Consider the following 26,623-nt stretch of genomic DNA (forward strand, 5'->3'; position numbering starts at 1 on the left):
CAATCGGCGGAAGCGGACCGTTACTGCTGCAGCCCGAACTCGTCCAGGAAATCCCGGATCGCGCAGTCCAGATCGGCCAGCCCCGATTCCTCCACCGGGAGGTGGCCGGCGCCCTTGAGCGACGCGAAGCGGGTGGGCGCGGCGATCCGGTCGAAAAACTGCCGGGACAGCAGCGGCGGCGTCCACCGGTCTTCGTCGGGGTGCGCCAGCAGCAGCGGCGGCCCCGCGTAGTCCTCCGGCGCCACGGCCGGCGGCGCGGCCAGGCAGCTGCGGGCGAAGCCGAGCGTCAGCCAGCTGCCGCCGCCGATGGTGTCGGCCCACACCAGGTTGGCGAACTGGCCGTGGTTGGACGCCGCGGCGATGTTCGACAGCCAGTGCACCGGGACCCGCGCCGTCGAGAACGGCTTCGGGATCAGCGCCAGCAGCCCGGCCCACTGGGCCATTTCCGGCCGGGCCGCGAGCCGTCGCCGGACCTCGTCGCGCTGCGGGTCGGCCAGGCAGGTGGCGATGACCCCGGCCACCGCGCCGCCGGCCTTGGCGGCGACGTCGTAGGCGAGCCGGCCACCGGTGCTGATGCCGAGCAGCACGATCGGCCGTTCGTCGCGGGACCGCTCGTGCTCGACCAGATCCAGCACGCAGGACACCCAGTCCTGGAAGGTGATGCCGCGCCGGGGCGTGGCGGTCAGCCCGAAGCCGGGCAGGTCGGGGGCGATGAATTCGAGGTCTACCAGCGACGGCAGCCGCCCGTACGGGGCGAGCATGCGGCCGTAGGTGCCGACTCCGTGCAGCGCGATCAGCTTGGCCGACGCGTGCGGGCGGGCGATGCGGTCGAGGTGCACCACGGTGCCGCGCCACGGCAACCACTGCTCGGCGGGCGCGTTCTCCTCGGTGATCCGGAGCGCACCGGGGAAGAAGTCCTGGTAACGGAGCCAGTACTGCTGATCGCGGTAGCCGGGGCCGACGACGGTGGCGGACCCTGGGGTGGATGGAGCCGGAGGCACACTTCGAACATACGGACCGGACCGGACGATGCGCATTAGCCAACAGCAGGCACGCAACTGGTTCGCGCAGGCTCGGGTGGCACGCCTGGCCAGCGCCGATGAGCTGGGACGACCGCACCTGGTGCCGGTCGTCTTCGTGGCGCGCGGGGATGTGATCGTCACCGCAGTGGACCGGAAGCCGAAGCGGACCGCGAACCTCAAGCGGCTGCGCAACATCGCGGCGAATCCGCGGGTGGCGCTGCTCGTGGACCACTACGAGGACGACTGGTCCCGCCTGTGGTGGGTCCGCGCCGACGGCGAGGCCGAGTTGGCCGACAGCACCGCCCACCCGGACTTGCTCGCCGCGCTCGTGGCGAAGTACCCGCAGTACCGGGAGAACCCGCCGACCGGCACGCTGATCATGGTCCGGGTCACGCGCTGGAGCGGCTGGGCCTTCGCAGAGCGGTGAGCGCCAGGGCCGCGGGGGTTCAGCCTCTATAGAGGTTGTTTTGGATGTGGGCGCCGGGATGTGTTTGGGGCGAGCCGGTGCCGTCGAGGCGGCGAAACGGCGTGACGGTCGTGTGGCTGCGGCGATTTCGCGCGAAAACGTCACCTCGCAGGCGTGGCGAGCGGCGATTTCGCGCGAAAACGTCACCTCGCAGGCGTGGCGAGCGGCGATTTCGCGCGAAAACGCCGCCACTGCCGCCGTAGGGCCGCCGTTTCACTGGCACGCGGAACGAGTTCTCAAACAGTCGCATGTGTCCCTGGTCGGGATGCCCGTGCCGGGCTGAAAATCGGGGGACTTTCGAGTCAGTCTCTGCAGCGCCCGAAAGACGCTCACAGGTGCTTTCGCTCTAGGTGTATTACGTCCGAGTCGAGGTCGAGCGGGCCGCCGGCCTCGCGGTCGTCCTCCTTCACGACCTCCACCCAGGCGAGCTGCTCGAGCTGGTGCTTGGCCCCCGCGCTGAACAGGCCCTCGACGCCGAGCGCGGCGGAGGCCGTCCGGCGCTGCTCCGCAGATCGCTCGCCGGGGGGCTGCTCAGCAGCGCGCTGCTCCCGCCGCCGCTTCGCGCGACCTGCTCGGTCAATGGCCATGCATCCAGGCTAGTCGGGCATCTGCGCTGCTGGCGGCGTTGCCGACAACGCGCCAACCGCCCGCGCGGCCGGACGACGACCGCCGGAGTTGGGTCAACTAGGCTGCGGTTCCGTGCCCGATCCGTACTTTGTCCTGGTCAGCACGGCGGAACTCGCGGACCTGGCGAGCGCGCTAGAGGTCGTCGACGGCCACGCTGAGCTCAACCACCGCTACCGCAAGCTGATCGCCGACTCCTGCCAGGTCCTGGCGGCCGAAGAGATCCGCCTCACCCAGGCCCGCGGCATCGCCAAGCGGCTGATGGTACTGGTCAAGGCAGCCGGCCCGGGTTTCCGCGACGGACTGCCCGAGGTGGCCCGCACGGCGCTCGACGTGGGCCTGGCGCAGGCTGACGCGCTCGTCTTCCGTCCCGAGGAGGATTGAGCGGGGAACCCCCTGCGAAACCGGTGGCAGGCGGTATGTATTCTTTTCTTCGCAAGCCAGCAATGCTGGTGCGCAAGCCAGGTTGCCCGAGCGGCCAAAGGGAGCTGACTGTAAATCAGCCGGCATTGCCTTCGGAGGTTCGAATCCTCCACCTGGCACCCGCAGAACCGGCCCCGTGACCAGACAAAGTGGTCGCGGGGTCGGTTTTTTTGCGCACCGGGCACGCCGGGCACCGCGACCGGGACCAAGCCCCCAGCGCCGCCCGGTAGCGTGTATCCGCAGATGATTCGCAGATCCGCTGCTGCGGCCCAACGGGAGGTAGACAGGTGGCAAACCCGTCCTTCGACGTGGTGAGCAAGGTGGACCACCAAGAGGTGGACAACGCGCTGAACCAGGCGGCCAAGGAGCTCGCCAACCGGTTCGACTTCCGCGGCACCGGCTCCAAGATCCAGTGGTCCGGCGAGGAAGCCGTGGTGCTGGAGTCGGAGACCGAGGAGCGCTGCAAGGCCGCCATCGAGGTCTTCAAGGAGAAGCTGATCAAGCGAGGCATCTCGCTGAAGGCGCTGGACATGGGCGAGCCCGCCAGCTCCGGCCAGACCTACAAGGCCACCGGCAAGGTCGTGCAGGGCATCTCGCAGGACGTCGCGAAGAAGATCTCCAAGAAGATCCGCGACGAGGGCCCGAAGGGCGTGCAGGCCCAGATCCAGGGCGAGCAGCTGCGGGTGTCCGGCAAGAAGAAGGACGACCTGCAGGCCGTGATCCAGTTGCTGAAGTCGAGCGACTTCGACGTCGCGCTCCAGTTCGAGAATTTCCGGTAATCCACCGCTGGAGGTATCCGCGTGAAGGGGATCGTGCTGGCGGGTGGCAACGGGACTCGGCTGCATCCGCTGACGCAGGCCGTGTCCAAGCAGCTGCTGCCGGTGTACGACAAGCCGATGATCTACTACCCGCTGTCGGTGCTGATGCTGGCCGGCATCCGGGACGTGCTGCTGATCTCGACCCCTGCCGACATGCCGTTGTTCCAGCGGCTGCTCGGGGACGGGTCACAGTTCGGCATCCAGATCGAGTACGCCGAGCAGGCCCAGCCCAACGGGCTCGCCGAGGCGTTCGTGATCGGTGCCGACTTCGTCGGCGACGACTCGGTGGCACTGGTGCTCGGCGACAACATCTTTTACGGGCAGGGCTTCTCCGGGATCCTCCAGCAGTGCGTCCGGGACCTCGACGGCTGCACGCTGTTCGGCTACCCGGTCCGCGACCCGCAGCGCTACGGCGTCGGCGAGGTGGACGACGACGGTCGGCTGGTGTCCATCGTGGAGAAGCCGGAGCAGCCGAAGTCCAACATGGCCATCACCGGCCTGTACTTCTACGACAACGACGTGGTGCGCATCGCCAAGGGGCTCACGCCGTCGGCCCGCGGCGAGCTGGAGATCACCGACGTCAACCTGGCCTACCTGCAAGAGGGCCGGGCGCACCTGACCAAGTTGGGCCGCGGTTTCGCCTGGCTGGACACCGGGACCCACGACTCGCTAGTGGAGGCCTCGCAGTTCGTGCAGGTGCTGGAGCACCGGCAGGGCGTGCGGATCGCCTGCCTGGAGGAGATCGCCCTGCGCATGGGCTACATCTCGGCCGACGCCTGCTTCGCGCTGGGCGCGAAGCAGGCCAAGTCGGGCTACGGCGAGTACGTCATGGACGTCGCCCGCAACTCCGGCGCACGGGGCTGACCGAGGTCTGCCGCGATTTCAATGCAAATCGCGGACCGTCGGCGTCTCGTAGTCCGGCGCGCCGATATCCCAGGCGGCGTCACCAGGCCGGGGGGAGTTGGTGGCCGGCCATGCCCTCCAGGCGGCGAATGCGGTCGGCCATCGGCGGGTGCGTGGAGAACAGCCGGGCCAGCCGCTCGCCGGGGCGGAACGGGTTGGCGATCATCAGGTGCGACTGCGACACCAGCTGGGGCTCCGGTGACAGCGGCGTCTGCTGGGTTCCGCGCTCCAGCTTGCGCAGCGCGGACGCCAGCGCGAGCGGATCCCCCGTCAGCTGCGTCCCGGACGCGTCGGCCTGGTACTCGCGGGACCGGCTGACGGCCATCTGCACCACGGCCGCGGCGATCGGGCCCAGCAGCGCCACCAGCAGCATCGCGAACAAGTTGGGCCGGTCCTCGTCCTGGCCGCCGAACATGCCGAAGAACATCCCGAAGTTGGCCAAGAACGTGACCACGCTGGCCAGCGCCCCGGCGACGCTGGAGATCAGGATGTCGCGGTTGTAGACGTGCGAGAGCTCGTGACCGAGGACGGCACGCAGCTCGCGCTCGTTGAGCAGTTCGAGGATCCCGGCCGTGCAGCACACCGCGGCGTTGCGCGGGTTCCGGCCGGTGGCGAAGGCGTTGGGCGCCCGCGTCGGACTGATGTAGAGCGCGGGCATCGGCTGCCTCGCCGAGGTCGCCAGCTCCCGCACGATCCGGTACATGGCGGGCTGTTCGGCCTCCGACACCGGCCGGGCGCGCATCGCGCGCAGGGCCAGGTTGGCCGAGTTGAAGTACGCGTAGCCGTTCATACCAAGCGCCACGAAGAACGCGATGACCAGGCCGGTCCGGCCGAAGATCGACCCGACCAGCAGCACCAGCGCGCTCATGCCGCCGAGCAGCAGCGCGGTCTTCAAACCGTTGACGTGACTGTGCACCGTGCCTGCCTCCGCCCAAGGGCTCATCCGGTCATCGGTGAGAGCGCCGGATTGCCTCTCGTGAGACCTTTCCACCTATTCCGAAGGTCACCCAGAAAACGAGCAGGCGCAGGTCGTAGTTCCGCCGAGCGAATGTGCTGAAGCCAACGTCTCAGGAGGTGAGCCCACCATCAGTATCGAGCTCGGGGGTGCAGGCCACCCTGGCCAAGGGCATCGCCGTGGTCGGCCCCACCATCAGCCTCGAGCTCGGGAGCAGGCGGTCCTCGAGCAGTAGCCCAGTCAGGCCGAAGGGCGTCGCCGCAGGTCGACGACGCCCTTCGCGCCCCATCAGGCGTGCAGTTCCATCGTGCAGCACTTCGGCCCGCCGCCGGACTTCCGGAGCTCGGAGACGTCCAGCAGGATCGGCTCGTAGCCGCGGCCGGCCAGTTGCGCGGCGAGCCCGGTGGCCTCCAGCGGCAGCACCACGTGGCGACCGTCGGAGACCCCGTTCAGGCCGAGGCAGGCGGCGTCGGCCTGCTCGGCGATCACGGCGTCCGGGAACATCCGCTCCAGCACGCGGCGCGACCCGGCCGAGAACGCCTCCGGGAGGTATGCGACCTGCGCCCGCTCGCCGCGTTCCAGCACGAACAGCGCGGTGTCCAGGTGGTAGTAGCGCGGGTCGACCAGCCGCAGCGACACCACGGGCACCCCGAGCACCTCCTGGGCCTCGGCGTGCGCCTCGGGGTCGGTGCGGAACCCGCTGCCGGCCAGCAGCACCCGGCCGGTCCAGGCGAAGTCGCCCTCGGCCTCGTTGATACGGGACGGCATCACCAGGTTCCGGTAGCCGCGGGTGACGAACCAGCGCCGGAAGTGCTCGGCCTCGGCGGCCCGCTGCGGAGCCCGGAACCGGGCGCCCAGCACCCGGTCGTCGATCACGATCGCCGAGTTGGCGGCGAACACCATGTCGGGCAGGCCGGGCTGCGGTTCGACCACCTCGACGACGTGCCCGAGCCGCTCGTACGTGCGCTTCAGCTCCTCCCATTGGGCCATCGCCAGGTCGGCGTCCACCGGCGTACCGGGATCCATCCACGGGTTGATCGAATACGCGACGGTGAAGTACTTGGGCGCGCACATCACGTAGTGCCGCGTGGTGGCCTGCAGCGGCGCGAGCATCTCTACAGCCTGAGTGGCAGTGACCGTCATGAATCGAAATCTAAGTGTTGGCCTGACGAGCTATCAACAACGCTCCGTTCGTTTTTTGCGGCAGAATGTTGCGTATGGATGCCTTGGACCAACGAATCATTTCGCAACTGGTCGCCGATGCCCGGGCAAGCTACGCGGAGATCGGCGCGGAGGTGGGCCTGTCCGCGCCCGCGGTGAAGCGGCGGGTGGACAAGCTGCTGGACCTGGGCGTGCTGCAGGGGTTCACCGCAGTCGTCGACCCGGAGGCGCTGGGCTGGGGAACGGAGGCATTCGTGGAGGTGCACTGCGATGGCAACGTCCCGGCGCACCGGATCCGCGTCGGGCTCGAACCGCTGCCGGAGGTGGTCGCGGCCTACACGGTGTCCGGGCAGGCCGACGCGATCGTGCACCTGCGGGCGGCGAACATCCATCACCTCGAAGAAGCGATGGAGCGCCTGCGCTCGGTGGAGTTCGTGAGCCGGACGGTGTCCACAGTGGTCCTCTCCCGACTCATGGAGCGCCAACCCCAGCCGGAGTGAAGCCCCCGAACCCGTCGCCGACCTCGTTTCGGTTAGCGGGCCTCAGCTTGTTGTTTAACCAGGTAGCACCGTGGTGGGGCCCCGGTTGATCATAGATGAAGCCCTTGGTTGATCATTCCTCTTGCGACAGATGGAAGATCACAACCAAGGGCTTCGATGATGAGTGTGCACGACACCGGCCAAGCTGATGCGCTCGGGGAGCTGTCCGGGTTCCGCCAACGGTTCTACGAGTGTCTGACCGGGCGGGCGGATGCGTTGTTCGAGCTGACCGACGCGGTGTTATGCAGCGATGGACCGGTCACCAGCCTGGCCGAGCTGTCCCTGGCCGCGGAGCACCGGCGCGGGCATGGCGCCGGCTACGACGCGATCAACCACGGCCGCGTCGAGGTCGACCGGTTACGCACCACCTTGGCCAGGCTGCCATTACCGCGTGCCGCTGACGGGCGGATCACCCTGGCCGTGGACGTCTCGCCCTGGCTGCGCCCGGACGCCGCGTGCAGCCCCGAGCGGCTGTTCTGCCATGTCTATGGCCGCTCCCGTAGCGCCTCGCAGCTCATCCCGGGCTGGCCCTACTCCTTTGTCGCCGCGCTGGAGACGGGGCGTACCTCGTGGACGGCGATCCTGGATGCGGTGCGGCTGGGGCCCGCCGACGATGCCACCGCGGTCACCGCCGCTCAGCTACGTGAGGTCGTGGGCCGGATCATGGACGCCGGACACTGGCGGCCCGGCGATCCGCGCATCCTGATCGTGACCGACGCCGGCTACGACGTGACCCGGTTGGCCTTCGTCCTCGCCGATCTGCCCGTGGAGCTGGTGGGCAGAATCCGCTCCGACCGCGTCCTGCTGCGGCCCGCACCGCCCCGACCGCCGGGTACCGTCGGGCGGCCACGCAAGCACGGCGGCGTGTTCACCCTCGCCGAGGAGAACAGCTGGCATGCCCCCGACCACACCACCGGCACCGACACCACCCGCTATGGACACGCCCAGGCACGGGCCTGGGACCGGCTGCACCCCCGCCTGACCCACCGCGGTGCCTGGCTGGACCATGAGGGCGAGCTACCCCTCGTCGAGGGCACCCTGATCCGCTTACAGGTCGACCACCTGCCCGGAGACCGGGACCCCAAACCGGTGTGGCTGTGGTCCTCGGTCACCGGCGCCAGCGCCGAGTTGGTTGATCTGCTCTGGCAGGCATTCCTCCGCCGATTCGACCTCGAGCACACCTTCCGACTGCTCAAGCAGACCCTCGGGTGGACCCGCCCGAAACTGCGGGCACCCGGCTCGGCCGATCGCTGGACCTGGCTCATCGTGGTCGCCCACACGCAACTACGCCTCGCCCGCCCCATCGCTGAAGACCTTCGACGGCCCTGGGAAAGACCGGTCACCGAGGCCCGTCGGCTGACGCCCGCCCGCGTCCGGCGGGGGTTTCGCAACCTCCACGCGAAGACCGGTTCCCCGGCAGCCGCACCGAAACCCTCCCGACCCGGTCCCGGACGCCCAACCGGCTCCCGCAACACCCACCGCGCCACCCGTCACGACGTCGGCAAGACCATCAAACGCGACCTCACCCTCGAACAGCACCAAAACCGCAAAGGTTAAACAACAAGCTCAGAGCCTGTTGGTGAATGGTCTGGGCGGGTGGTCGCTTAGCGGAACCTGAGAGGTTCCCTGGACTGCGGGTGCCCCTCCTGATGTATGTCCAGGCCGTCCTCGCCAGAAAACCTCTCAGAACCCGCCGATGGTCGTCCTGGCAAGGTGGCTGCAAGCGGCTGCGCCGCTTCCAAAGGCGCGGACGGCATTCGCCGACAGGCTCTCAGGTGGCGCGGTGGCCGTTCCAGGGTTCGAAGCCGGCGCTCTCGGCGTCGGCCGGGGTGCGGAACCACACGTCGGCGACGATCTTGCCGTAAGCCGGCGATTCGGGGCTGTGGTACTGCCTGGACGCGGAGTGCCCCTTGATCATCGGCCCCGAGCCGCCCGCCCGACCGGGCCTCGGCCCGGCACCGGGCGTGCGCCGCGGCAGCGGCGGCGGCTCCGCCGCGCCACCATCCCCGACCTTCGGGATCACCTGCGTCGCATCCGCTCCGACCGGCGGCACGTACGGCGTATCCGACGCCCCGCCGCTTCGCGGCTCCACCGGCTCGAACAGCGACCGCAGCTGCCCGGACAACCGCGACGCCGTCGCGTCGTCCGCTCCGCGCCCCGCGTTCCCGGGTTCCGAAGACTCCGCCCGCTTCGCAGGCGTCCCGGCGGCCTCCGCGGCGATCGCCGCGACCACTTCCGCTGGAGACCTCGCCGACGACTCCGTCGTCTCGGGTTCCGCGTCCGGCCACACCGTCGCGCGTTCTGCAGGCTGCTCCTTGGCGGGCGTCACGGCGGGCGTCCGCACGGTCTCGGCCGACTCCCCGACGACCCGCGATTCCACCACCGATTCGACAACCGTGTCGGGCTCGGCCGACGCCTGCGGCGAGGCCGGTTTCCGCGTGGCCGCAGCGGACTCCGCCGATAGCGGGGTCTTGGCAGGCTTCCGTGCCGTCCCAACCGATTCCGCCGAAGCCTGCGGCGTAGCCGCGCCACCGGCCGACTCAGGCTTCGCCGTCCCGGCGGGCTCCCCGGCTCCCCGCGGCTTCGCCCCGGCGCGCTTCCCGGCCGCGGGCGGCTTCGCCGTCCCGCCAGGCGTCACCCATTCCGCGGGCCTTCCCGGCGGCTGCGCATTACCCGCGGACTCCTCCGCAGCCGACGGGACGCGCGGCTGCACCGCGGCGGCGTCGCGGTGCACTCCGACTGCGTTCACGCGCTTGTCCCACTCGCGGAACCACTCGCTGTCGCTGTCGTTGCGCGCGGGCTTCGCCTGCTCCGGGGTCACCCAGGCCCGCGGGGCTCGCCTCCAGTCGCCGGCCTCCGGCTCGTCCGGCTGTTCCAGGCGTGGGGGCGTCGAGCGCAGCAGGTCGAACGGGGCGTCACCGGCGGTCTGCTCGTCTGCCTCGTAGCCCTCGTAGCCGCCCGCCTGGTCGTACGCGTACTCGTCCTCCGGGCAGGGCGCGGTGAATTCCGCCAGGCGGCGTCGCAGCGGGCGGACGAAGAGCAGCCAGGTGATCAGCGCCCCCAACGCGAACGCGGCGAGGCTCCACAACCACACCTGGGTGAACAACCAGGTGATCACGAGCGATGTCCCTCCTCAGGGCTCCAGCAGCGTCGCCAGTTCTCCGAGGGATACCTACCACGGGACACCCCTGCCGAGGGCCAGCTTGACCGGCTCGTGACACGCTCGGGTTGCCCCCGCACAACTTTCCGGGCACGCGAACGCTGTGGCTCTATCGGTTTTCCCGCCGGCTATGAGCCTTTAGGTTGCTATCGATAGCTGCCCAAAGGACTGACGGCCGGTGGTACCGGCGGAGACCCTTGATCGCCGCGGGGCCGCCTCAGCGAGTTCGCGCCACCACGTAATCGACCAGCATCCACAACGCTTCGCGGGCCGGGACGTCCGGCAGCGAGGCGAGCTCCTTGCGGGCGTCGTCGGCGAATTCGTCCAGGGTGGCGCGGGTCCGCGCGAGCCCGTTGGACGCGCGCAGCAGCTCCAGCGCCTCGTCGACCTCGGCGTCCACGGTCAGCGGCCCGGCGAGCAGTTCGCGCAGTCTCGGGGAGGTGTCCTCGTCGGCCAGCGCGTACAGCATCGGCAGCGTCCGCACCCCCTCACGGAGGTCGGTACCCGGGGTCTTGCCGGACTCGTTGGCCGGCGAGGCGATGTCGATGATGTCGTCGGAGATCTGGAAACCGGTGCCCAGGATCCGGCCGACCCGCTCCAGCGCGTCGATCGTCGCCTCGTCCACACCGGAGAACCAGGCGCCGAACCGCCCGGCGGTGGCGATCAGCGAACCGGTCTTCTCGTAGATCACCGTGAGGTAGAACTCGACGGCGTCCTCGTCCGGACCGACCCCGACCGTCTCCCGCATCTGGCCGGTGACCAGCGCCTCGAAGGTGCCCGCCATCTGCCGGACCGCTTCGCTGCCGAGGTCGGCGATCAGCCGGGACGCCCGGGCGAACAGGAAGTCGCCGGTCAGGATCGCGACCGAGTTGTCCCAGCGGGCGTTGGCGCTGGTCGCGCCGCGCCGCATGGTCGCTTCGTCCATCACGTCGTCGTGGTAGAGCGTGGCGAGGTGGATCATCTCGACCACCGCCGCGGACTTGATCACCCCTTCCGCATCGGGGTCGCCGAACTGCGCGGCGAGCAGCGCGAACAGAGGCCGGAACCGCTTGCCTCCCGCATCCACCAGGTGCAGTGAGGTGCGAGTGGCGAACTCGAAGTCGCTGCGCACGGATTCGCGCAGCAGCCGCTCCACCCGGGCCAAGCCTTGCCGCACCGAGTCGGCCAACGCCTCGTCGGCGATGTCGAACCCGCCCGATCGGCCCATGGTCAGCTCACTGATCGGGTCACCCGCTGGCCTGCTCACGTCACCGTCGCCTTCGCTCCCCCGGATCGCCCTACGGGCGAGCACTCTACGACACGAAGCCACCGACGTTCGCCCAGTCCAGCGCCAAGGTCGGCAGCACGCCCAGCAACAGCGTCACGACCACACCGAGCGTGATCGCCGCTGTCGTGAACGCACCCGGCACGCTGACGGTGGGGCCGTCCGCGGCCGGTTCGCTGAAGTACATCAGCACGATGACACGAAGGTAGAAGAAGGCGGCAACCGCACTGGCCACCAGGGCCACCACCACCAGCGGGGCCATGCCATCCGCCAGCGCCGCCTCGAAGACCACGAACTTCCCGACGAAACCGCTCGTCAGCGGGATGCCGGCGAGGGCGAACAGCAGGAAGGTGAACACCCCGGCGACCAGCGGTGAACGCTTCGCCAATCCGGCCCAGTCTGAAAGGTGAGTTGCCTCACCGTCGGCCCTGCGCACGAGGCTGATCACGCCGAACACGGCGATCGTGGTGAACCCGTAGGTCAGCAGGTAGAACAGGGTGCCGGCCAGCCCGCGCTCGGTCAGCGCGATCGATCCGATCAACATGAACCCGGCGTGCGCGACGGACGAGTAGGCGATCATCCGCTTGATGTCGCGCTGCGTCAGGCCGAGCACCACGCCAATGGCCATCGACGCGATCGCCACGGCCCACAGCACGCCGCGCCACTCCCAGCTGGACGCGTGGAACGCCACCTGCAGCACCCGCAGGATCCCGCCGAACGCGGCGACCTTGGTGCAGGCCGCCATGAAGCCGGTGACCGCGGTCGGGGCGCCCTGGTAGACGTCCGGGGTCCAGGTGTGGAACGGGCCGACCGAGGCCTTGAACAGCAGGCCCACCAGCAGCAGGCCGAGCCCGGCGAACAGCAGCGTGTCCGAGCGCTCCGTTCCGGCGGTGGCGTCCGCGATGGCCTGCAGCTTCACCGAGCCCGCGTAGCCGTAGAGCAGGGCCAGGCCGTAAAGGAAGAACGCCGAGGCGAACGCGCCGAGGAGGAAGTACTTGACCGCCGCCTCCTGCGACAGCAGACGACGCCGCTTGGCCAGCCCGCACATCAGGTACAGCGGCAGGCTTAGCACCTCGAGCGCGATGAACATGGTCAGCAGGTCGTTCGCCGCGCAGAACACCATCATCCCGCCGAGCGAGAACAGCGCGAGCGGGAAGACCTCGGTGCGCATCCCCGCGACCCCGGCGGCCGCGCGGGTCATCGCGCCCGGCCCGTCGGTGGCCCGCGACTCGGCGACGAAGGCGCCGCCCGGCTCCACCGAGCGGTCCGCGATCATCAGGATCGCCGCCAGGCCGAGCGCGAGCAGGGTGCCCCACAGGAACAGCGTGGGCGGGTCGACCGCGAGGCTGTCGGACAGCGTGGTCACGCCCGTACCGCCGCCGCGGGCGTACCCCGCCAACGCCACCCCGGCGATCACGATCGCCGCGAGGCTCAAAGCCACCTGCACCGACCAGCGCTGGTGCCGCGGCAGGAACGCCTCGACGAGGATCGCCAGGCAGGCCGCGCCGAGGATCACCAGGACCGGGGCGATGGCCGCGTAGTCGATCGGCGGGATCTGCACGCCCGGGAGCTGCGTCATCGCCCCGGCCCCATTCGTCAAGACGCCCACTGTCAGTTACCTCCCTGCGAGGTCACGGGGTCGGTGACGCCGACCTCGCTCATGGTTGCCGCGACCGACGGGTTGATCACGTCCAACACCGGCTTCGGGTAAAAGCCCAACGCGAGCACCAACACGATCAGCGGGGTCAGCACCGCGATCTCGCGGGCGCCGAGGTCGCCAACCCGCAGCCGGTGCGCGCCCGGCTTGTTCGGGTCGGTCACCGCGCCCGGCCCGCCCGCGGTGCCCAGCAGCGCGTCACCGCGCACCGGGCCCTGCATCGTCCGCTGGTACAGCCAGAGCACGTAGACCGCGGCCAGCACCATGCCGATGGTGGCGAACACCGTGTACACCGGCTGGGTCTGGAAAGCACCGACCAGCACCAGGAATTCGCTGATGAACGAGTTCGTGCCGGGCAGCGACAGGGTGCTCAACCCGGCGATCAGCAGCGTCCCGGCCAGCAGCGGCGCGACCTTCGCCATGCCGCCGTAGTCGGCGATCCGGGTGGAGCCGCCGCGCACGATCACCATGCCGATCACCAGGATCAGCATGCCCGTCGCAATGCTGTGGTTGATCATGTACGACACCGCGCCCACCTGCGCCTGCGAGGTGAACGCGAAGATGCCCAGCGCGATGAAGCCGAAGTGCGCGATCGACACGTAGGCGATGAAGCGCTTGAGGTCGGTCTGGCCGAAAGCCTGCAGCGAGCCGTAGAGCACGCCGATCACCGCGAGCACCAGCACCATCGGGGCGAGCAGCTTCGACGCCTCCGGCGTCAGCGGCAGGCTGTAGCGCAGGAAGCCGAAGGTGCCGACCTTGTCGAGCACGCCGACGACGATCACCGCGACGCCGATCGGTGCCTGCTGCGCCGCGTCCGGCAGCCAGGTGTGGAACGGGATCAGCGGGGCCTTGATGGCGAACGCGGTGAAGAACCCGAGGAACAGCCACACCTGCACGCTGGTCGGCGCATCGGAGAGCACCGGCACCAGCGACGCCCAGTCGAAGGTGCCGCGCCCGGTGACCTGCGCGCTGTAGACGTACGCGCCGATCGCCGAGGCCAGCATGATCAGGCCGCCGAGGAACGAGTACAGGAAGAACTTCACCGCGGCGTAGGTGCGGTTCTCGCCGCCGTAGCCGCCGATGAGGAAGTACATCGGGATCAGCATGATCTCGAAGAGCACGTAGAACAGGAACACGTCGGTCGCGGCGAACACCGCAACCGTCAGGGCCTGTTCCAGCAGCAGCAGCGAGAAGAAGCCGCCGTGGGTGCGCCCGGCAGGCAGGCGCTCGCCCCAGCTGTAGCCGAGCACCAGCGGAGTGAGCAGCGCGATCACCGCGATCATCACCAGCGCGATTCCGTCCACGCCGAGCGAGAGCCGGATGTCGAACGCCGGGATCCACTCCACCGAGCTGGTGAGCTGCAGCCGCGGTCCCGCCGGGTCGTAGGCGAACCACGCGGTGCCCGCGATCAGCAGCTCCGCCAGGGAGAACCCGAGCGCGGTCCACTTGGCCACCACCGCGTTCCCGCGCAGCAGCGCCACCACCACCGACCCGACGATCGGCAGCAGGATCAGTGCGAGGAGCAGGGTCATCGGATCTCCTCCCGGAGCTCGCTCGGCCAACGGAGTCCACAATGGTCACGCGCCGTCACCGAAGTGCGGGGGTTTGCCAATTTCGCGAGAAATTGACGTTCACCCGGGTGACGGTCAATTTCTCGCGAAATTGACACCAGCCACGTCGTCATGTCGGGATCCCCACTGCCATCAGGGCGGCGATCACCAGGATTCCGCCGAAGAGCATGGACAGGGCGTAGGACCGGACGAAGCCGGTCTGCAGCCGGCGCAGGCGGCCGGAGCTGAAGCCGAGGAACCCGGCGATGCCGTTGACAGTGCCGTCGACGCCCTTCTGGTCCACAGTGACCAGTCCGCGCGCCAGGCCGAACGTCGGCCGCACCGCCAGGAGGTTGTTCAGCGCGTTGCCGCCCAGGTCCGCGCGGGCCGCGCGCACGATCGGCGACACCCGCTCCGGGCGCTGCACCGGAACCGGCTTGCGCCCGACCACCAGCCAGGCGATCAGCACGCCCAGCGCGGAGAGCGCGACGGTCAGCACCGGGATCATCGCGTGCGGGATCGCGGTGTGCTCGGCCTCGTGCAGTTCGCCCAGCGACGGCGCGAGGAATCCGACCAGCCGGTCGCCCCCGGCGAAGAACATGCCCGCCGCGACCGAGCCGACGGCCAGCACGATCATCGGCGCGGTCATCACCGCGGGCGACTCGTGCGGGTGGAAGGCTCTGTTCGCGCCCCCGGGCGCGTTCTCGGCATTCAGCTTCTCCCAACGCTTCTCGCCGAAGAACGTCATCAGCACCAGGCGGGTCATGTAGAACGCGGTGATCGCCGCGCCCAGCATCGCCGCGCCGCCGAAAACCCAGCCGCGCCAGCCCTCCTGGCCGAACGCCGCCTCGATGATCGCGTCCTTCGAGTAGTACCCGGACAGGAACGGGAAACCGATCAGCGCCAGGTAACCGAGCCCGAAGGTGGCGAAGGTGATCGGCATGAACCGGTAGAGGCCGCCGAACTTGCGCATGTCGACCTCGTCGTTCATGCCGTGCATCACCGAACCGGCGCCGAGGAACAGCCCGGCCTTGAAGAAGCCGTGGGTGAGCAGGTGCATGATGCCCAGCGCGTACCCGGCCGGGCCGAGCCCGACGGCCAGCATCATGTAGCCGATCTGGCTGACCGTGGAGTACGCCAGGACCTTCTTGATGTCGTCGTAGGCGCAACCGATGATGCAGCCGACCAGCAGCGTCACGGCGCCGACGATGGTGACCGCCAGCTGCCCGCCGGGCGAGAGCGTGAACAGCGGGTTGGACCGCGCGATCAGGTACACGCCCGCGGTGACCATGGTCGCGGCGTGGATGAGCGCGGACACCGGGGTCGGGCCTTCCATGGCGTCCGGCAACCACGCCTGCAGCGGCACCTGGCCGGACTTGCCGCATGCACCCAGCAACAGCAGCAGCGTGATCGCCAGCAGCACGCCCGGCGTGAGCTCGCCGGCGCGGGCGAAGACCTCGGTGTACTGGGTGGTGCCGAGGTTCGCGAACAGCAGGAAGATCGCCAGCGCCAGGCCGATGTCGCCGACCCGGTTCATCACGAACGCCTTCGTCGCCGCCGCGGCCGCCGACGGGCGGCCCTGCCAGAAGCCGATCAGCAGGTACGACGCGAGGCCGACGCCTTCCCAACCCAGGTACAGGGTCACGAAGCTGTTGCCCAGCACCAGGACCAGCATCGCGGCGACGAACAGGTTGAGGTAGCCGAAGAACCGGCGGCGCTCGGTGTTGTCCCGCCCGGTGCGGCCTTCCTGGTCGTGCGCCATGTAGCCGATCGAGTAGATGTGGATCAGCGAGCCCACACCGGTGATCAGCAGCACGAACACCATCGCCAGCGGATCGAGCCGGAGCCCGAAGTCGACCTGCAGGGCGTTGACCGGGATCCACGAGAACATGTGCAGTTCCCGCACCTGGCCACCCTGGGGCATGCCGGCGATGGAGCTGAACAGCAGCACCCCGTACACGAAGGACGCGATCACGGTGGCGCAACCGAGAATGTGGCCCCAGCCGTTGGCCCGGCGTCCGGCGACGAGCAGGATCAGCGCGCCCAGCGCGGGGAATGCGACCAGCAGCCAGGCGTTCTGCTGGATCCCGCCGGCCGCGCTGACCACGTCCGGGTTGGTCCCGGCCAGGAAGGCCCCGGAATTCATCGCCGCGGTAATCGTATTTGCCGTCACCACGCGCCCTCTCAGTACTTCAGCAGGTTGGCGTCATCGACCGAGGCCGAGCGACGCGTCCGGAAGATCGACATGATGATGGCCAGGCCGACTACCACCTCGGCCGCGGCGACCACCATCACGAAGAAGGCCATGACCTGCCCGTGCACCGTCCCCTCGATGCGGGCGAAGGTCACCAGCGTCAGGTTGACCGCGTTGAGCATCAGCTCGATGCACATGAACACCACGATCGCGTTGCGCCGCACCAGGACCCCGACGGCACCGATGGTGAACAGCAACGCCGACAGCAGCAGGTAGTAGGTAGGGGTCACTGCCGGACCTCCTCGGAGGAGACGTGCTCGGACTCGTGGCCGTTCGTGCGGCCCGCCCCGTTGCCGTTGGCGTGCGGGAGGTCCGAGTTGTTCTGCTCGGGCATCGAGGGGGTCTCCTCGTGGTGCCCGCCGGTCAACGCGTGCGGATCGGGCTCCGGCTCCTTGCCGGCGACGGCGCGCCGCTCCTCGCCGAGCCGATCCGTGGGCAGGTTCTCCAGCAGCTCCGACAGCGATTCCGGCGCCACCGAGCCGTCCGGCAGCAGCGCCGGGACGGCGACGGAGTTCGCCGTCGCGTACACGCCGGGGCCGGGCAGCGGCGACGGGCGGTCGCCGCGGAACCGGGCGTTGGCCCGCTCCTTCTGGCTCAACCGCGGGCCGCGGCCCTTGCCGCCGTAGGCCAGCACCATCGCGCCCACCGCGGCGGTGATCAGCAGCGCCGAGGTCAGCTCGAACGGGAACAGGTAGTCGGTGAAGATCAGCCGCCCCAGGCCGCCCGCGCCGCCACCGGCCGGGGTCCACGGGTCCAGCGGCGCGGCGGGCTGCACCGCGGTCAGCGCCCGCGCCAGCCCGGAGACCAACAGCACGGCCAGGCCGATGCCGCCGAGGCCGGCCCACAGCCGCTGCCCGCGCAGCACCTCGACCACCGAGTCCGAAGAGTCGCGGCCGACCATCATCAGCACGAACAGGAACAGCATCATGATCGCGCCGGTGTAGACGATGATCTGGGTGAAGCCCAGGAACGGGGCGCTCTGCACCATGTAGAGCACGCCGAGGCTCAGCATCGTCAGCGCCAGCCACAGCGCGGAGTGGACCGCGTTGCGAGCGAACACCATGCCCAGCCCACCGACGAGCGCCAGCGGGCCGAGCACCCAGAAGACCACCGTCTCGCCGGTGCCCACCACGCCGCTCGGCGCCTGCGCGAGGAACTGCGCCGCTTCGAGGGTCATCTCCCGGCCTCCTCATGCCCGGACTCGACCGTCTCCTCCGCCGGGATCCCCCGCTGCCGGGCCAACTCGGGACCACGCACGTAGTAGTCCTGCTCGTCGTTGCCCAGCCGCATCGGGTGCGGCGGCTGCTCCATGCCGGGCAGCAGCGGCGCCAGCAGGTCCTCCTTGGTGTAGATCAGGTCCTGGCGGTTGTCGTCGGCGGTTTCGTACTCGTTGGTCATCGTCAGCGCGCGCGTCGGGCAGGCCTCGATGCACAACCCGCAGCCGATGCAGCGCAGGTAGTTGATCTGGTAGTCCTTGCCGTAGCGCTCACCGGGCGAGAACCGGGCCTCGTCGGTGTTGTTCCCGCCCTCCACGAAGATCGCGTCGGCAGGGCACGCCCAGGCGCACAGCTCGCAGCCGACGCATTTCTCCAGCCCGTCCGGATGCCGGTTGAGCTGGTGGCGGCCGTGGAACCGGGGCGCCGGGATCTTCTTGACCTCGGGGTACTCCTCGGTGACGACCTTCTTGAACATGGTCGAGAAGGTGACGCCGAAGCCCTTGATCGGATCAAACATTCCCATGAGGCGCCTCCTCGCCTTCCGGACCCGCGACCTCGCCGGCACCGCTGCGCATTGGGGTGCGGCGCGGTGGGGTCTCGGGGACTTGCAGGTCCAGCGGCGGAACCGGGTAACCGCTGCCAGCCAGCGGGATCTCGTCGGCGTCCTTGGCCGGTTTGCGGTCCGGGATCAGGAACGTCGCCGCCAGCAGGATCGCGATCACGACGCCGCCGCCGATGAGGAACTGCTGCGAGGTGACCGCTTCCTCGTTGCGCAGCGCGCGGATCACGGTCACCGCGATGATCCACACCAGGCTCAGCGGGACCAGGAACTTCCAGCCCAGGTTCATGAACTGGTCGTAGCGCAGGCGAGGCAGCGTGCCGCGCAGCCAGATGAAGAAGAACAGGAACGCCACCGTCTTGCCGAGGAACCACAGCACCGGCCACCACCCGGTGTTGAGCACCCCGTCGCCGATCAGCGACAGCGGCCACGGCGCGTGCCAGCCGCCGAGGAACAGCGTCGTCGCCAGCGCCGAGACGGTGACCATGTTGATGTACTCGGCGAGGAAGAACAGCGCGAACTTCAGCGACGAGTACTCGGTGTGGAACCCGCCGACCAGCTCCGACTCCGCCTCCGGCAGGTCGAACGGCGCGCGGTTGGTCTCACCGACCATGGACACCACGTAGACGGCGAAGCTGAACGGCAGCAGCAGGAAGAACCAGCCGCCCGTCTGCGCCTCGACGATGCCCGAGGTGGACAGCGTGCCCGAGTACATGATCACCGCGACGAACGACAGGCCCATCGCGATCTCGTAGGAGATCACCTGCGCCGCCGAGCGCAGCGAGCCGAGCAGCGGGTACGGCGAGCCGGAGGCCCAGCCCGCCAGCACGATGCCGTAGACGCCGATGGAGGCGCAGGCCAGCACGACCAGCAGGCCGACCGGCAGGTCCACCAGTTGCAGCGCGGTCCGCTCGCCGAAGATGGTGACCTCGGGGCCGATCGGGATCACCGAGAACGACACCAGCGCGGGCGTCGCCGAGATCACCGGAGCCAGGAAGTACACCCACTTGTCGGCCAGGACGGGCCGGATGTCCTCCTTGAACGCCAGCTTCAGGCCGTCCGCCAACGACTGCAGCAACCCGAACGGGCCCGCCCGGTTGGGGCCGGGCCGGTGCTGCATCCGGCCGATGACCCGGCGCTCCGCCCAGATCGTCAACAGCGTCATGACGACCAGGAAGACGAAGATCACCAGGACCTTCAGCAGGATCAGCCAGAGCGGATCGTCGGCGAGCAGTTCCGCGGTTCTGGTCATGCGCTCCCCCCGTCGAGGTGGGTGGTGCCGTGGCCGTTGCCGGCCGCGGGGGACATCGGCGTGGTGGCGGCGATGTCGACGAGCGCGCCGTGCCCGACGCCGAGGACGCGGTGCACCTCCGACGTGCCGGAGTCGGCGGGCAGCCACAGCGCACCGTCGGGCATCTCGGCGAACTCGGCCGGCAGCACGACCGCGCCCTTGGCGGTGCGGACCTCGATGCGCTGACCGAGGCCGAGGCCGATCCGCTGCGCGGTGCGCGGCGAGAGCACTGCGACGGTCCGCCGCGCGGTGCCCGCCAGGTTCGGCTCCTCGGCCTGCATCGACCCGTTGTCGAGCAGTTGCCGCCAAGTCGCCAGCACCGCCTGGTTCGCCCCGAAAGCCGGCGCCCGCCCGCCCGGTTCGTCCGGCGCAGGCAACCGAGCGCCGGTGTGCGGTCCGATGCGGTCCAGTTCGGCGCCCGCGGCGGCCGGGGTCTGGGTGAACAGGTCCGCGTCCATCTCCACCGCGAGCGTGTCGAGCACCCGGCAGTCCGGCAGGGCCCCGGTGCCCTCGATGGTGGTGCGGAATTCGCGGCGGCGGCCTTCCCAGTTCAGGTAGCTACCGGCCTTCTCGACACTCGGCGCGATGGGCAGCACCACGTCGGCGTGCTCGGTAACGGCGCTGGGCCGCAACTCCAGGCTGACCACGAAGTCCGCGCGGTGCAGGGCCTTGTCGGCCAGCGCCGGGTCGGGCAGGTCATTCGGGTCGACGCCGCCGACGACCAAGCCGGACAGCTCCCCGGCCGCGGCGGCGGTGAGGATCGCGGTGAGGTCGCGACCGGCCGTCGTGGGCAGCGCGCCGGAGACCAGCCCCCAGGACTGCTCGATCTCGGCGCGGGCGGCCGCATCGGCGACCGGTCGGCCGCCAGGCAGCAGCGTCGGCAGCGCGCCGACCTCGATCGCCCCACGCTCCCCAGCCCGCCGGGGGATCCAGGCGACCCGGGCTCCGGTCCGCTGCGCGGTACGCAAGACCTCTGAGTACAGCCCCGGAATCTCCGCCGCGCGCTCACCGACGATCAGTACCGCGCCCGGCTGCTGCAGCGCGTTCTCCGCATCGGACGGGAGCTCGCGCAGGAGCAGGGGCTCATCGCCCGGCATGCAAGGGATCAGCGAGCCGGTCTGGACCGGGCCGCCGTCGTGCACGATGACCGTCGTCTTCGCCACTCCCGGCGAGGCCCACGGCCCCACGTGGAACACCTTGGTCTTTCCCTTGCGGGCCGCTTTCCGCAGCCGCAGGAAGACGATCGGCGATTCCTCCTCCGGCTCGAAGGCCACGCACAGCACCGCGGGCGCGGACTCCAGCTCCCGGTAGGTGACCCCGGTCCCCGGCGTCACACCCACCACAGTGGACTCCAGGAACCGCAGCTCCTCCTCCGAGTGCGGCCGCGACCGGTAGTCGATGTCGTTGGTGCGCAAGGCGATCCGGGCGAACTTCGAGTACGCGTAGGCGTCCTCGACGGTCAACCGGCCGCCGGGCAGCACCCCGACGCCGTTCGCGTCCCGGGCGGCGGCCAGCCCCTTCGCGGCGGCCTGCAACGCCTCGGTCCAGGACGCGGGCCGCAGCTCGCCGTTCTCGCGGATCAGCGGCCGGGTGATCCGGTCGCCCGCGGTGGCGTAGCGGAACGCGAACCGGCCCTTGTCGCAGATCCACTCCTCGTTGACCTCCGGGTCGTCCCCGGCCAGCCGCCGCATCACCTTGCCGCGCCGCCAGTCGTTGCGGATCTCGCAGCCGGACGCGCAGTGCTCACACTGGCCGGGCGTCGACACCAGGTCGAACGGCCGGGACCGGAACCGGTAGGCCGCGCTGGTCAGCGCCCCGACCGGGCAGATCTGGATGGTGTTGCCGGAGAAGTACGACTGGAACGGCTGCTGCTCGCCGATGCCGATCTGCTGCAGCGCCCCGCGCTCCAGCAGCTCGATGAACGGGTCACCGGCCACCTGCTTGGAGAACCGGGTGCAGCGCTGGCAGAGCACGCAGCGCTCCCGGTCCAGCAGCACCTGCGAAGAGATCGGCACCGGCTTGGCGAAGGTCCGCTTCGCGTCGTGGAAGCGGGACTCCGCGCGGCCGTGCTTCAACGCCTGGTTCTGCAGCGGGCACTCGCCGCCCTTGTCGCAGACCGGGCAGTCCAGCGGGTGGTTGATCAGCAGCAGCTCCATCACGCCCTGCTGCGCCTTGTCCGCCACCGGCGAGGTCCGCTGCGTCTTGACCACCATGCCGTCGGCGACGGTCATGGTGCAGGACGCCTGCGGCTTGGGCATCGGCCGCCCACCCATCTCGACCTCGACCAGGCACTGCCGGCAGGCCCCGGCCGGGTCCAGCAGCGGATGGTCGCAGAACCGCGGGATGGTGATGCCCATCCGCTCCGCGGTGCGGATCAGCAGCTCGCCCTTGGGCGCCACGACCTCGATGCCGTCGATGGTCAGGCGGACGTAACCCGGAGGCAGCGGACGGGCTTCTGCAGTGTCGTTCGAGCTGGGTGCCACCGTCATCGGGCCGCTCCTACCAGTGCGGACTCGCCGGTCTTGTTCTTCTCACACAACGCGAGGAACTCCTCGCGGAAGTACTTGATGCCGCTGACGATCGGGCTCACCGCGCCGTCACCGAGGGCGCAGAACGAGCGGCCGAAGATGTTGTCGCAAACGTCCAGGAGGGTGTCGATGTCCTCCTCGGTGCCGCGCCCGTCCACCATTCGCTCCAGCACCTGCGCCAGCCAGTAGGTGCCCTCCCGGCACGGCGTGCACTTGCCGCATGACTCGTGCTCGTAGAACTGGGTCCACTTCATCACGGCCCACGGCACCGAAACCGTCTCGTTGAACACCATCACCGCGGTCGTGCCCAGCATCGACCCGGCCTCGGCCGCGCCCTCGAAGTCCAGCGGCACGTCCAGGTGCTCGGCGGTGAACATCGGGGTCGACGAGCCGCCCGGCGTCCAGAACTTCAGCGGGATGCCGTCCTTCATGCCGCCCGCCAGCTCCAGCAGCTCGCGCAGCGTGGTGCCCAGCGGGGCCTCGTACTGGCCGGGCTGCTCGACGTGCCCGGAGATCGAGTAGATCTTCGGGCCGGGCGACTTCTCGGTGCCCATCTTGCGGAACCACTCGGCGCCGCCGTTGACGATAAACGGCACCGAGGCGATCGTCTCGACGTTGTTGACCGTGGTCGGGCAGGCGTAGAGCCCGGCGGCGGCCGGGAACGGCGGCTTCAGCCGCGGCTGCCCGCGCTTGCCCTCCAGCGAGTCGAGCAGCGCGGTCTCCTCGCCGCAGATGTAGGCGCCCGCGCCGGCGTGCACCACGATGTCCAGGTCGAAGCCGGAATCGAGAATGTTCTTGCCAAGGTAGCCGGCCTGGTAGGCCTCGCGGACCGCGTTGTTCAACCGCCGGATGGGGTGCAGCGCCTCGCCGCGCACGTAGATCATGCAGTGGTTGGCGCGCATCGCGTAGCTGGCGATGATGCAGCCCTCGATCAGCGAGTGCGGGTCGGCCATCATCAGCGGGATGTCCTTGCAGGTCCCCGGCTCGCCCTCGTCGGCGTTGATGACCAGGTAGTGCGGCTTGACCGGGTCCTTGGGCATGAAGCTCCACTTCACCCCCGCGGGGAACCCGGCGCCGCCGCGACCTCGCAGCCCGGCGGCCTTGACCAGCTCGATGAGCTGGTCGGGGTGGGCCTTGAGCGCCTTACGCAGCGCGGTGTAGCCCTCCAGCTGCTCGTAGGTGCGCAGCGTCCAGGAAGTCGGCGACAGCCACCGCTTCGTCAGTACCGGGGTCACCGGGCTGGTGCTGGGCTGGCTGTTGGTGGATTGGGTCATGGCCACCCTCACTTCTTCTCCGGCAGCGGCGGCATTTCCACGTCGTCGGGCATGCTCGGCGCGGTCCAGCCGCGCTCGTTGGCCAGCTGCGCGCCGCGCACCGTCTCGACCGCGGCCGAAGGTCCGGCCACAGTGGACTCCAGGTCGTCGAAGAAACCGGCCAGCTGGCGCTCGGCACCGCGGAAGCCGGACAGCGCGGGACCCCGCGTCGGGGCCGGTTTCTCCCCGCGCTGCAACGCCTTCACGAGTTCCAGCGCCTGTTCGGGCGTCTGGTTGTCGTAGTACTCGTAGTCGACCTGCAGCACCGGGGCGAGGTCACACGCGGCCAGGCACTCGGCGTGCTCCAGCGTGATCGAGCCCTCTTCGCCCGGCGTACCGGCCGTCTCGTCGTGCCCGACGCCGAGGTACTCGCTGACCTTCCGGTAGATCTCGTCGCCGCCGAGGGCCGCGCACATCGTGTTGGTGCAGACGCTCACCAGGTGCTGGCCGCAGGGCTTGCGCTTGTACATGGTGTAGAACGTCGCGACCGCGCTGACCTCCGCAGTCGACAGTGCCAGCTGTCCGGCGCAGAACTGGATGCCCTCGGCGCTGACGAAACCCTGCACTGACTGCACCAGGTGCAGCATCGGCAGCAGCGCCGACCGGGACTCCGGGTACCGCGCGATGATCTGCTTCGCGTCGGCCCGCACGTCCTCGCCGAACACCGGGGTGTCGTCAGGAATGGACACTGCCTCGTGGTCAGTTTGTTCTTTGTTCGTGGTGAACTCGAACTGCTCGGTCATCGATCCACCCCGCCCATCACCGGGTCGATGGAGGCGACCGCCGCGATCACGTCGGCCACCAGTCCGCCTTCGCACATCGCGGGCATCGCCTGCAGGTTCACGAAACTGGGTTCCCGCACATGCACCCGCATCGGCCGGGTGCCACCGTCGGAGACCACGTGGTAGCCGAGCTCGCCGCGCGGCGACTCGATCGGCACGTACACCTGGCCGGGCGGCACGTCGAAGCCTTCGGTCACCAGCTTGAAGTGGTGGATCAGCGACTCCATCGACTGGCCCATGATCTTGCGGACGTGCTCCAGCGAGTTGCCCATGCCGTCCGGGCCGATGCTCAGCTTCGCCGGCCAGGCGATCTTCTTGTCCGCCACCATGTGCGGGCCGGGCTCGAACTTGTCCAAGCACTGCCGGATGATCTTCAGGGACTGGTGGATCTCCTCCAGCCGCAGCAGGTACCGTGCGTAGCAGTCGGCGTCGGTGCTGGTGGGCACCTCGAACTCGTACTCCTCGTAGCCGCAGTACGGCTGGATCTTCCGCAGGTCCCAGGCAAGCCCGGCCGCGCGCAGCAGCGGGCCGGTGACGCCGAGCTGCATGCAGCCGTCCAGCGGCAGGTAGCCGACGTCCTTCAACCGCTGCTTCCAGATCGGCTGGCCGGTGAACAGCTTGTCGTAGTCCGGCAGCCGCGAGTCCATGACCTTGACGAAGCTCAGGATCTTCTCCCGGTAGTCCACCGGGAGGTCCTGGGAGACGCCGCCGGGGCGGATGAACGCGTGGTTCATCCGCAGGCCGGTCAGGTACTCCAGCAGGTGCAGGACCTCTTCGCGCTCGCGGAAGCCGTAGGTCATGCCCGTGGTGGCGCCGAGCTCCATCGCGCCGGTCGCCAGGAACACCAGGTGCGAGGAGATCCGGTTGAGCTCCATCAGCAGCACCCGGAACACCTGCGCCCGCCGCGGCGCTTCGATGCCCAGCAGCTTCTCCACCGCCATGCAGTAAGCGGCCTCGTTGTGCAGCGGCGCCAGGTAGTCCATCCGCGTCACGAAGGTGACGCCCTGCGTCCAGGTGCGGTACTCGGTGTTCTTCTCGATGCCGGTGTGCAGGTAGCCGATCACCGAGCGGGCCTTGGTGACCGTCTCGCCTTCGAGCTCCAGCACCAGCCGCAGCACGCCGTGGGTCGACGGGTGCTGCGGGCCGAGGTTGATGACGACCCGCTCCTCGCCGGACGTCTCGTCGATGAACTCGTCCCAGTCGCCGCCGGTGACGGTGTAGACCCGACCCTCGGTGGTCTCCCGCGACTGCGCCTCGCCCGGGTGGGCGTGCGGGTCGCCGAGGCCGGTGTCGGCCAGTGGTTCGGTAGTCATCTCCAGCACCTCTCCGCAGTGTGCTGCGGTCCTCGGACCGCAATTTCAATGGAAATCAAAGCTCTGATTTCCATTGAAATTGCGGAAAACCCTCGCCGCGCGGCTATCACGAGTACGCCCTGCGCTGGTCAGGCGGCGGGATCTCCGCGCCCTTGTACTCCACCGGGATCCCGCCCAGCGGGTAGTCCTTGCGCTGCGGGTGGCCGTCCCAGTCGTCCGGCATCAGGATCCGGGTCAGCGCCGGGTGCCCGTCGTAGACGATGCCGAACATGTCCCAGGTTTCGCGTTCCTGGAAGTCGGCGGTCGGATACACCGGCACCACCGACGGCAGGTGCGGATCGTCGACCTCCAGCACGACCTCCAGCCGGATCCGGCGCCGGTAGGTCATCGAGGTCAGGTGGTAGACCGAGTGCAGCCGCTGCGGCACCTCCGGGCCGTAGTCCACACCGGACACCGAGCTGCACAGCTCGAAGCGCAGCGCCGGGTCGTCCCGCAGCGTCCGGCAGACCTCAAGCAGGTGGTCGCGGTGCACGTAGAAGGTGATCTCCCCGCGATCAACGGTCACCTGCTGCACGGTGTCCGCGGGCAGGCCCTGCTCGTGCAGCGCGAAGAAGAGATTGTCGGCGACCTCGTCGAACCAACCTCCGTACGGGCGCTCCGCGGCGGGCGGCACGTAGGCCGGCAGCCGCAGGCCGCCGTAGCCGGAGGTGTCACCGGTGCCGCGAACCCCGAACATGCCCCGGCGGGCGCGACCGGAGACCGGCGCGGGCTCCTGCCGGACCGGCTCCACCGCCCGGGACTGGGATTCATTGTCTGCCAACCGA

At 69.4% G+C, this 26,623-nt stretch carries 25 protein-coding genes and 1 tRNA gene; 8 read left to right on the top strand and 18 right to left on the bottom strand.

Annotated features, from left to right (window positions below; genetic code table 11):
- Positions 1–20: 20 nt before the first annotated feature.
- On the bottom strand, positions 21–1,001 hold the full coding sequence (locus tag FDZ84_RS09175) for an alpha/beta hydrolase (RefSeq protein ID WP_246868893.1): 981 nt from the start codon (positions 999–1,001) through the stop codon (positions 21–23).
- A gap of 28 nt (positions 1,002–1,029) precedes the next feature.
- Here FDZ84_RS09175 and FDZ84_RS09180 point away from each other — a divergent pair, with 28 nt between their 5' ends.
- Together FDZ84_RS09180 and FDZ84_RS09185 are read left to right on the top strand one after the other, a co-directional pair.
- Entirely contained in the window at positions 1,030–1,449 is a 420-nt protein-coding gene (locus tag FDZ84_RS09180; protein WP_168585539.1) for a TIGR03668 family PPOX class F420-dependent oxidoreductase, read from the top strand.
- 40 nt (positions 1,450–1,489) lie between these two features.
- Positions 1,490–1,771 (top strand): hypothetical protein, encoded by a 282-nt coding sequence (locus FDZ84_RS09185; protein ID WP_168585540.1) that lies wholly within the window; start codon positions 1,490–1,492, stop codon positions 1,769–1,771.
- Positions 1,772–1,817: 46 nt separating this feature from the next.
- On the opposite strand, the gene FDZ84_RS09190 is transcribed toward FDZ84_RS09185, so the two are convergent.
- Complete coding sequence (locus FDZ84_RS09190) at positions 1,818–2,075, bottom strand: hypothetical protein (RefSeq protein WP_168585541.1); 258 nt, start codon at positions 2,073–2,075, stop codon at positions 1,818–1,820.
- A 112-nt stretch (positions 2,076–2,187) separates the two neighbouring features.
- On the opposite strand from FDZ84_RS09190, the gene FDZ84_RS09195 reads away from it, so the two are divergent.
- From FDZ84_RS09195 to rfbA, 4 genes are all read left to right on the top strand, one after another.
- On the top strand, positions 2,188–2,496 hold the full coding sequence (locus FDZ84_RS09195; RefSeq protein WP_246868894.1) for a hypothetical protein: 309 nt from the start codon (positions 2,188–2,190) through the stop codon (positions 2,494–2,496).
- Positions 2,497–2,572: 76 nt separating this feature from the next.
- Positions 2,573–2,654: transfer RNA gene (locus FDZ84_RS09200), tRNA-Tyr, on the top strand.
- A 168-nt stretch (positions 2,655–2,822) separates the two neighbouring features.
- Positions 2,823–3,314, top strand: a complete 492-nt coding sequence (locus FDZ84_RS09205) for a YajQ family cyclic di-GMP-binding protein (protein ID WP_168585543.1) — start codon at positions 2,823–2,825, stop codon at positions 3,312–3,314.
- Positions 3,315–3,335: 21 nt separating this feature from the next.
- Positions 3,336–4,217, top strand: coding sequence for a glucose-1-phosphate thymidylyltransferase RfbA (rfbA, locus tag FDZ84_RS09210; RefSeq protein WP_168585544.1), 882 nt, complete (start codon positions 3,336–3,338; stop codon positions 4,215–4,217).
- Positions 4,218–4,296: 79 nt separating this feature from the next.
- On the opposite strand, the gene htpX is transcribed toward rfbA, so the two are convergent.
- Together htpX and ddaH are read right to left on the bottom strand one after the other, a co-directional pair.
- Positions 4,297–5,172: a zinc metalloprotease HtpX gene (htpX, locus tag FDZ84_RS09215; protein ID WP_168589919.1), complete on the bottom strand. Its 876-nt coding sequence runs from the start codon at positions 5,170–5,172 to the stop codon at positions 4,297–4,299.
- A 327-nt stretch (positions 5,173–5,499) separates the two neighbouring features.
- A complete protein-coding gene (gene ddaH / locus FDZ84_RS09220) occupies positions 5,500–6,324 on the bottom strand; it encodes a dimethylargininase (RefSeq protein ID WP_210435671.1) in 825 nt (274 codons plus the stop codon).
- 104 nt (positions 6,325–6,428) lie between these two features.
- Here ddaH and FDZ84_RS09225 point away from each other — a divergent pair, with 104 nt between their 5' ends.
- Both FDZ84_RS09225 and FDZ84_RS09230 read left to right on the top strand, forming a co-directional pair.
- A complete protein-coding gene (locus FDZ84_RS09225; RefSeq protein WP_210435492.1) occupies positions 6,429–6,872 on the top strand; it encodes an Lrp/AsnC family transcriptional regulator in 444 nt (147 codons plus the stop codon).
- A gap of 165 nt (positions 6,873–7,037) precedes the next feature.
- Entirely contained in the window at positions 7,038–8,468 is a 1,431-nt protein-coding gene (locus FDZ84_RS09230) for an NF041680 family putative transposase (protein ID WP_210435628.1), read from the top strand.
- A 214-nt stretch (positions 8,469–8,682) separates the two neighbouring features.
- On the opposite strand, the gene FDZ84_RS09235 is transcribed toward FDZ84_RS09230, so the two are convergent.
- The 14 genes from FDZ84_RS09235 to FDZ84_RS09300 all read right to left on the bottom strand — a co-directional run bounded on the left by FDZ84_RS09235 (position 8,683) and on the right by FDZ84_RS09300 (position 26,589).
- Positions 8,683–10,029, bottom strand: a complete 1,347-nt coding sequence (locus FDZ84_RS09235; protein ID WP_168585547.1) for a hypothetical protein — start codon at positions 10,027–10,029, stop codon at positions 8,683–8,685.
- 259 nt (positions 10,030–10,288) lie between these two features.
- Entirely contained in the window at positions 10,289–11,317 is a 1,029-nt protein-coding gene (locus FDZ84_RS09240) for a polyprenyl synthetase family protein (RefSeq protein WP_168585548.1), read from the bottom strand.
- A 46-nt stretch (positions 11,318–11,363) separates the two neighbouring features.
- Positions 11,364–12,914 carry an NADH-quinone oxidoreductase subunit NuoN gene (gene nuoN / locus FDZ84_RS09245; RefSeq protein ID WP_168585549.1) on the bottom strand — a complete coding sequence of 517 codons (1,551 nt, stop codon included), beginning with the start codon at positions 12,912–12,914 and terminating at the stop codon, positions 11,364–11,366.
- A 32-nt stretch (positions 12,915–12,946) separates the two neighbouring features.
- Positions 12,947–14,524, bottom strand: a complete 1,578-nt coding sequence (locus tag FDZ84_RS09250) for an NADH-quinone oxidoreductase subunit M (protein WP_168585550.1) — start codon at positions 14,522–14,524, stop codon at positions 12,947–12,949.
- Positions 14,525–14,672: 148 nt separating this feature from the next.
- Complete coding sequence (gene nuoL / locus FDZ84_RS09255) at positions 14,673–16,688, bottom strand: NADH-quinone oxidoreductase subunit L (RefSeq protein WP_371812816.1); 2,016 nt, start codon at positions 16,686–16,688, stop codon at positions 14,673–14,675.
- Between the two features lie 38 nt (positions 16,689–16,726).
- Positions 16,727–17,026: an NADH-quinone oxidoreductase subunit NuoK gene (nuoK, locus tag FDZ84_RS09260; RefSeq protein ID WP_010315547.1), complete on the bottom strand. Its 300-nt coding sequence runs from the start codon at positions 17,024–17,026 to the stop codon at positions 16,727–16,729.
- Positions 17,023–17,973, bottom strand: coding sequence for an NADH-quinone oxidoreductase subunit J (locus tag FDZ84_RS09265; RefSeq protein WP_168585551.1), 951 nt, complete (start codon positions 17,971–17,973; stop codon positions 17,023–17,025). The genes nuoK and FDZ84_RS09265 overlap by 4 nt, the downstream gene beginning before the upstream one ends.
- Positions 17,970–18,536, bottom strand: a complete 567-nt coding sequence (gene nuoI, locus FDZ84_RS09270) for an NADH-quinone oxidoreductase subunit NuoI (RefSeq protein WP_168585552.1) — start codon at positions 18,534–18,536, stop codon at positions 17,970–17,972. The genes FDZ84_RS09265 and nuoI overlap by 4 nt, the downstream gene beginning before the upstream one ends.
- Positions 18,523–19,824 carry an NADH-quinone oxidoreductase subunit NuoH gene (gene nuoH / locus FDZ84_RS09275; RefSeq protein WP_168585553.1) on the bottom strand — a complete coding sequence of 434 codons (1,302 nt, stop codon included), beginning with the start codon at positions 19,822–19,824 and terminating at the stop codon, positions 18,523–18,525. The genes nuoI and nuoH overlap by 14 nt, the downstream gene beginning before the upstream one ends.
- The gene (locus FDZ84_RS09280) at positions 19,821–22,352 is read right to left on the bottom strand and encodes an NADH-quinone oxidoreductase subunit G (protein ID WP_168585554.1); all 2,532 of its coding nucleotides are present in this window, start codon (positions 22,350–22,352) and stop codon (positions 19,821–19,823) included. The genes nuoH and FDZ84_RS09280 overlap by 4 nt, the downstream gene beginning before the upstream one ends.
- A complete protein-coding gene (nuoF, locus tag FDZ84_RS09285; RefSeq protein WP_168585555.1) occupies positions 22,349–23,665 on the bottom strand; it encodes an NADH-quinone oxidoreductase subunit NuoF in 1,317 nt (438 codons plus the stop codon). Before nuoF ends, FDZ84_RS09280 begins: the two co-directional genes overlap by 4 nt.
- 8 nt (positions 23,666–23,673) lie before the next feature.
- The gene (gene nuoE / locus FDZ84_RS09290) at positions 23,674–24,447 is read right to left on the bottom strand and encodes an NADH-quinone oxidoreductase subunit NuoE (protein WP_168585556.1); all 774 of its coding nucleotides are present in this window, start codon (positions 24,445–24,447) and stop codon (positions 23,674–23,676) included.
- Positions 24,444–25,799, bottom strand: coding sequence for an NADH-quinone oxidoreductase subunit D (locus FDZ84_RS09295; RefSeq protein WP_168585557.1), 1,356 nt, complete (start codon positions 25,797–25,799; stop codon positions 24,444–24,446). Before FDZ84_RS09295 ends, nuoE begins: the two co-directional genes overlap by 4 nt.
- Positions 25,800–25,905: 106 nt before the next feature.
- Entirely contained in the window at positions 25,906–26,589 is a 684-nt protein-coding gene (locus tag FDZ84_RS09300) for an NADH-quinone oxidoreductase subunit C (RefSeq protein ID WP_168589921.1), read from the bottom strand.
- Positions 26,590–26,623: the final 34 nt, after the last annotated feature.

It is taken from the genome of Saccharopolyspora sp. ASAGF58, from assembly GCF_012277335.1.
Taxonomy (GTDB): Bacteria; Actinomycetota; Actinomycetes; order Mycobacteriales; family Pseudonocardiaceae; genus Saccharopolyspora; species Saccharopolyspora hattusasensis.

Bases quoted from the DNA above. Each gene is read 5' to 3' on its own strand.
- FDZ84_RS09180 (WP_168585539.1), top strand. From the start codon at position 1,030: ATGCGCATTAGCCAACAGCAGGCACGCAACTGGTTCGCGCAGGCTCGG.
- FDZ84_RS09190 (WP_168585541.1), bottom strand. From the start codon at position 2,075: ATGGCCATTGACCGAGCAGGTCGCGCGAAGCGGCGGCGGGAGCAGCGC.
- ddaH (WP_210435671.1), bottom strand. From the start codon at position 6,324: ATGCTCGCGCCGCTGCAGGCCACCACGCGGCACTACGTGATGTGCGCG.
- FDZ84_RS09225 (WP_210435492.1), top strand. From the start codon at position 6,429: ATGGATGCCTTGGACCAACGAATCATTTCGCAACTGGTCGCCGATGCC.
- nuoN (WP_168585549.1), bottom strand. From the start codon at position 12,914: ATGACGCAGCTCCCGGGCGTGCAGATCCCGCCGATCGACTACGCGGCC.
- FDZ84_RS09250 (WP_168585550.1), bottom strand. From the start codon at position 14,524: ATGACCCTGCTCCTCGCACTGATCCTGCTGCCGATCGTCGGGTCGGTG.
- nuoL (WP_371812816.1), bottom strand. From the start codon at position 16,688: ATGAATTCCGGGGCCTTCCTGGCCGGGACCAACCCGGACGTGGTCAGC.
- FDZ84_RS09265 (WP_168585551.1), bottom strand. From the start codon at position 17,973: ATGACCCTCGAAGCGGCGCAGTTCCTCGCGCAGGCGCCGAGCGGCGTG.
- nuoI (WP_168585552.1), bottom strand. From the start codon at position 18,536: ATGGGAATGTTTGATCCGATCAAGGGCTTCGGCGTCACCTTCTCGACC.
- nuoH (WP_168585553.1), bottom strand. From the start codon at position 19,824: ATGACCAGAACCGCGGAACTGCTCGCCGACGATCCGCTCTGGCTGATC.
- FDZ84_RS09280 (WP_168585554.1), bottom strand. From the start codon at position 22,352: ATGACGGTGGCACCCAGCTCGAACGACACTGCAGAAGCCCGTCCGCTG.
- nuoF (WP_168585555.1), bottom strand. From the start codon at position 23,665: ATGACCCAATCCACCAACAGCCAGCCCAGCACCAGCCCGGTGACCCCG.
- nuoE (WP_168585556.1), bottom strand. From the start codon at position 24,447: ATGACCGAGCAGTTCGAGTTCACCACGAACAAAGAACAAACTGACCAC.
- FDZ84_RS09295 (WP_168585557.1), bottom strand. From the start codon at position 25,799: ATGACTACCGAACCACTGGCCGACACCGGCCTCGGCGACCCGCACGCC.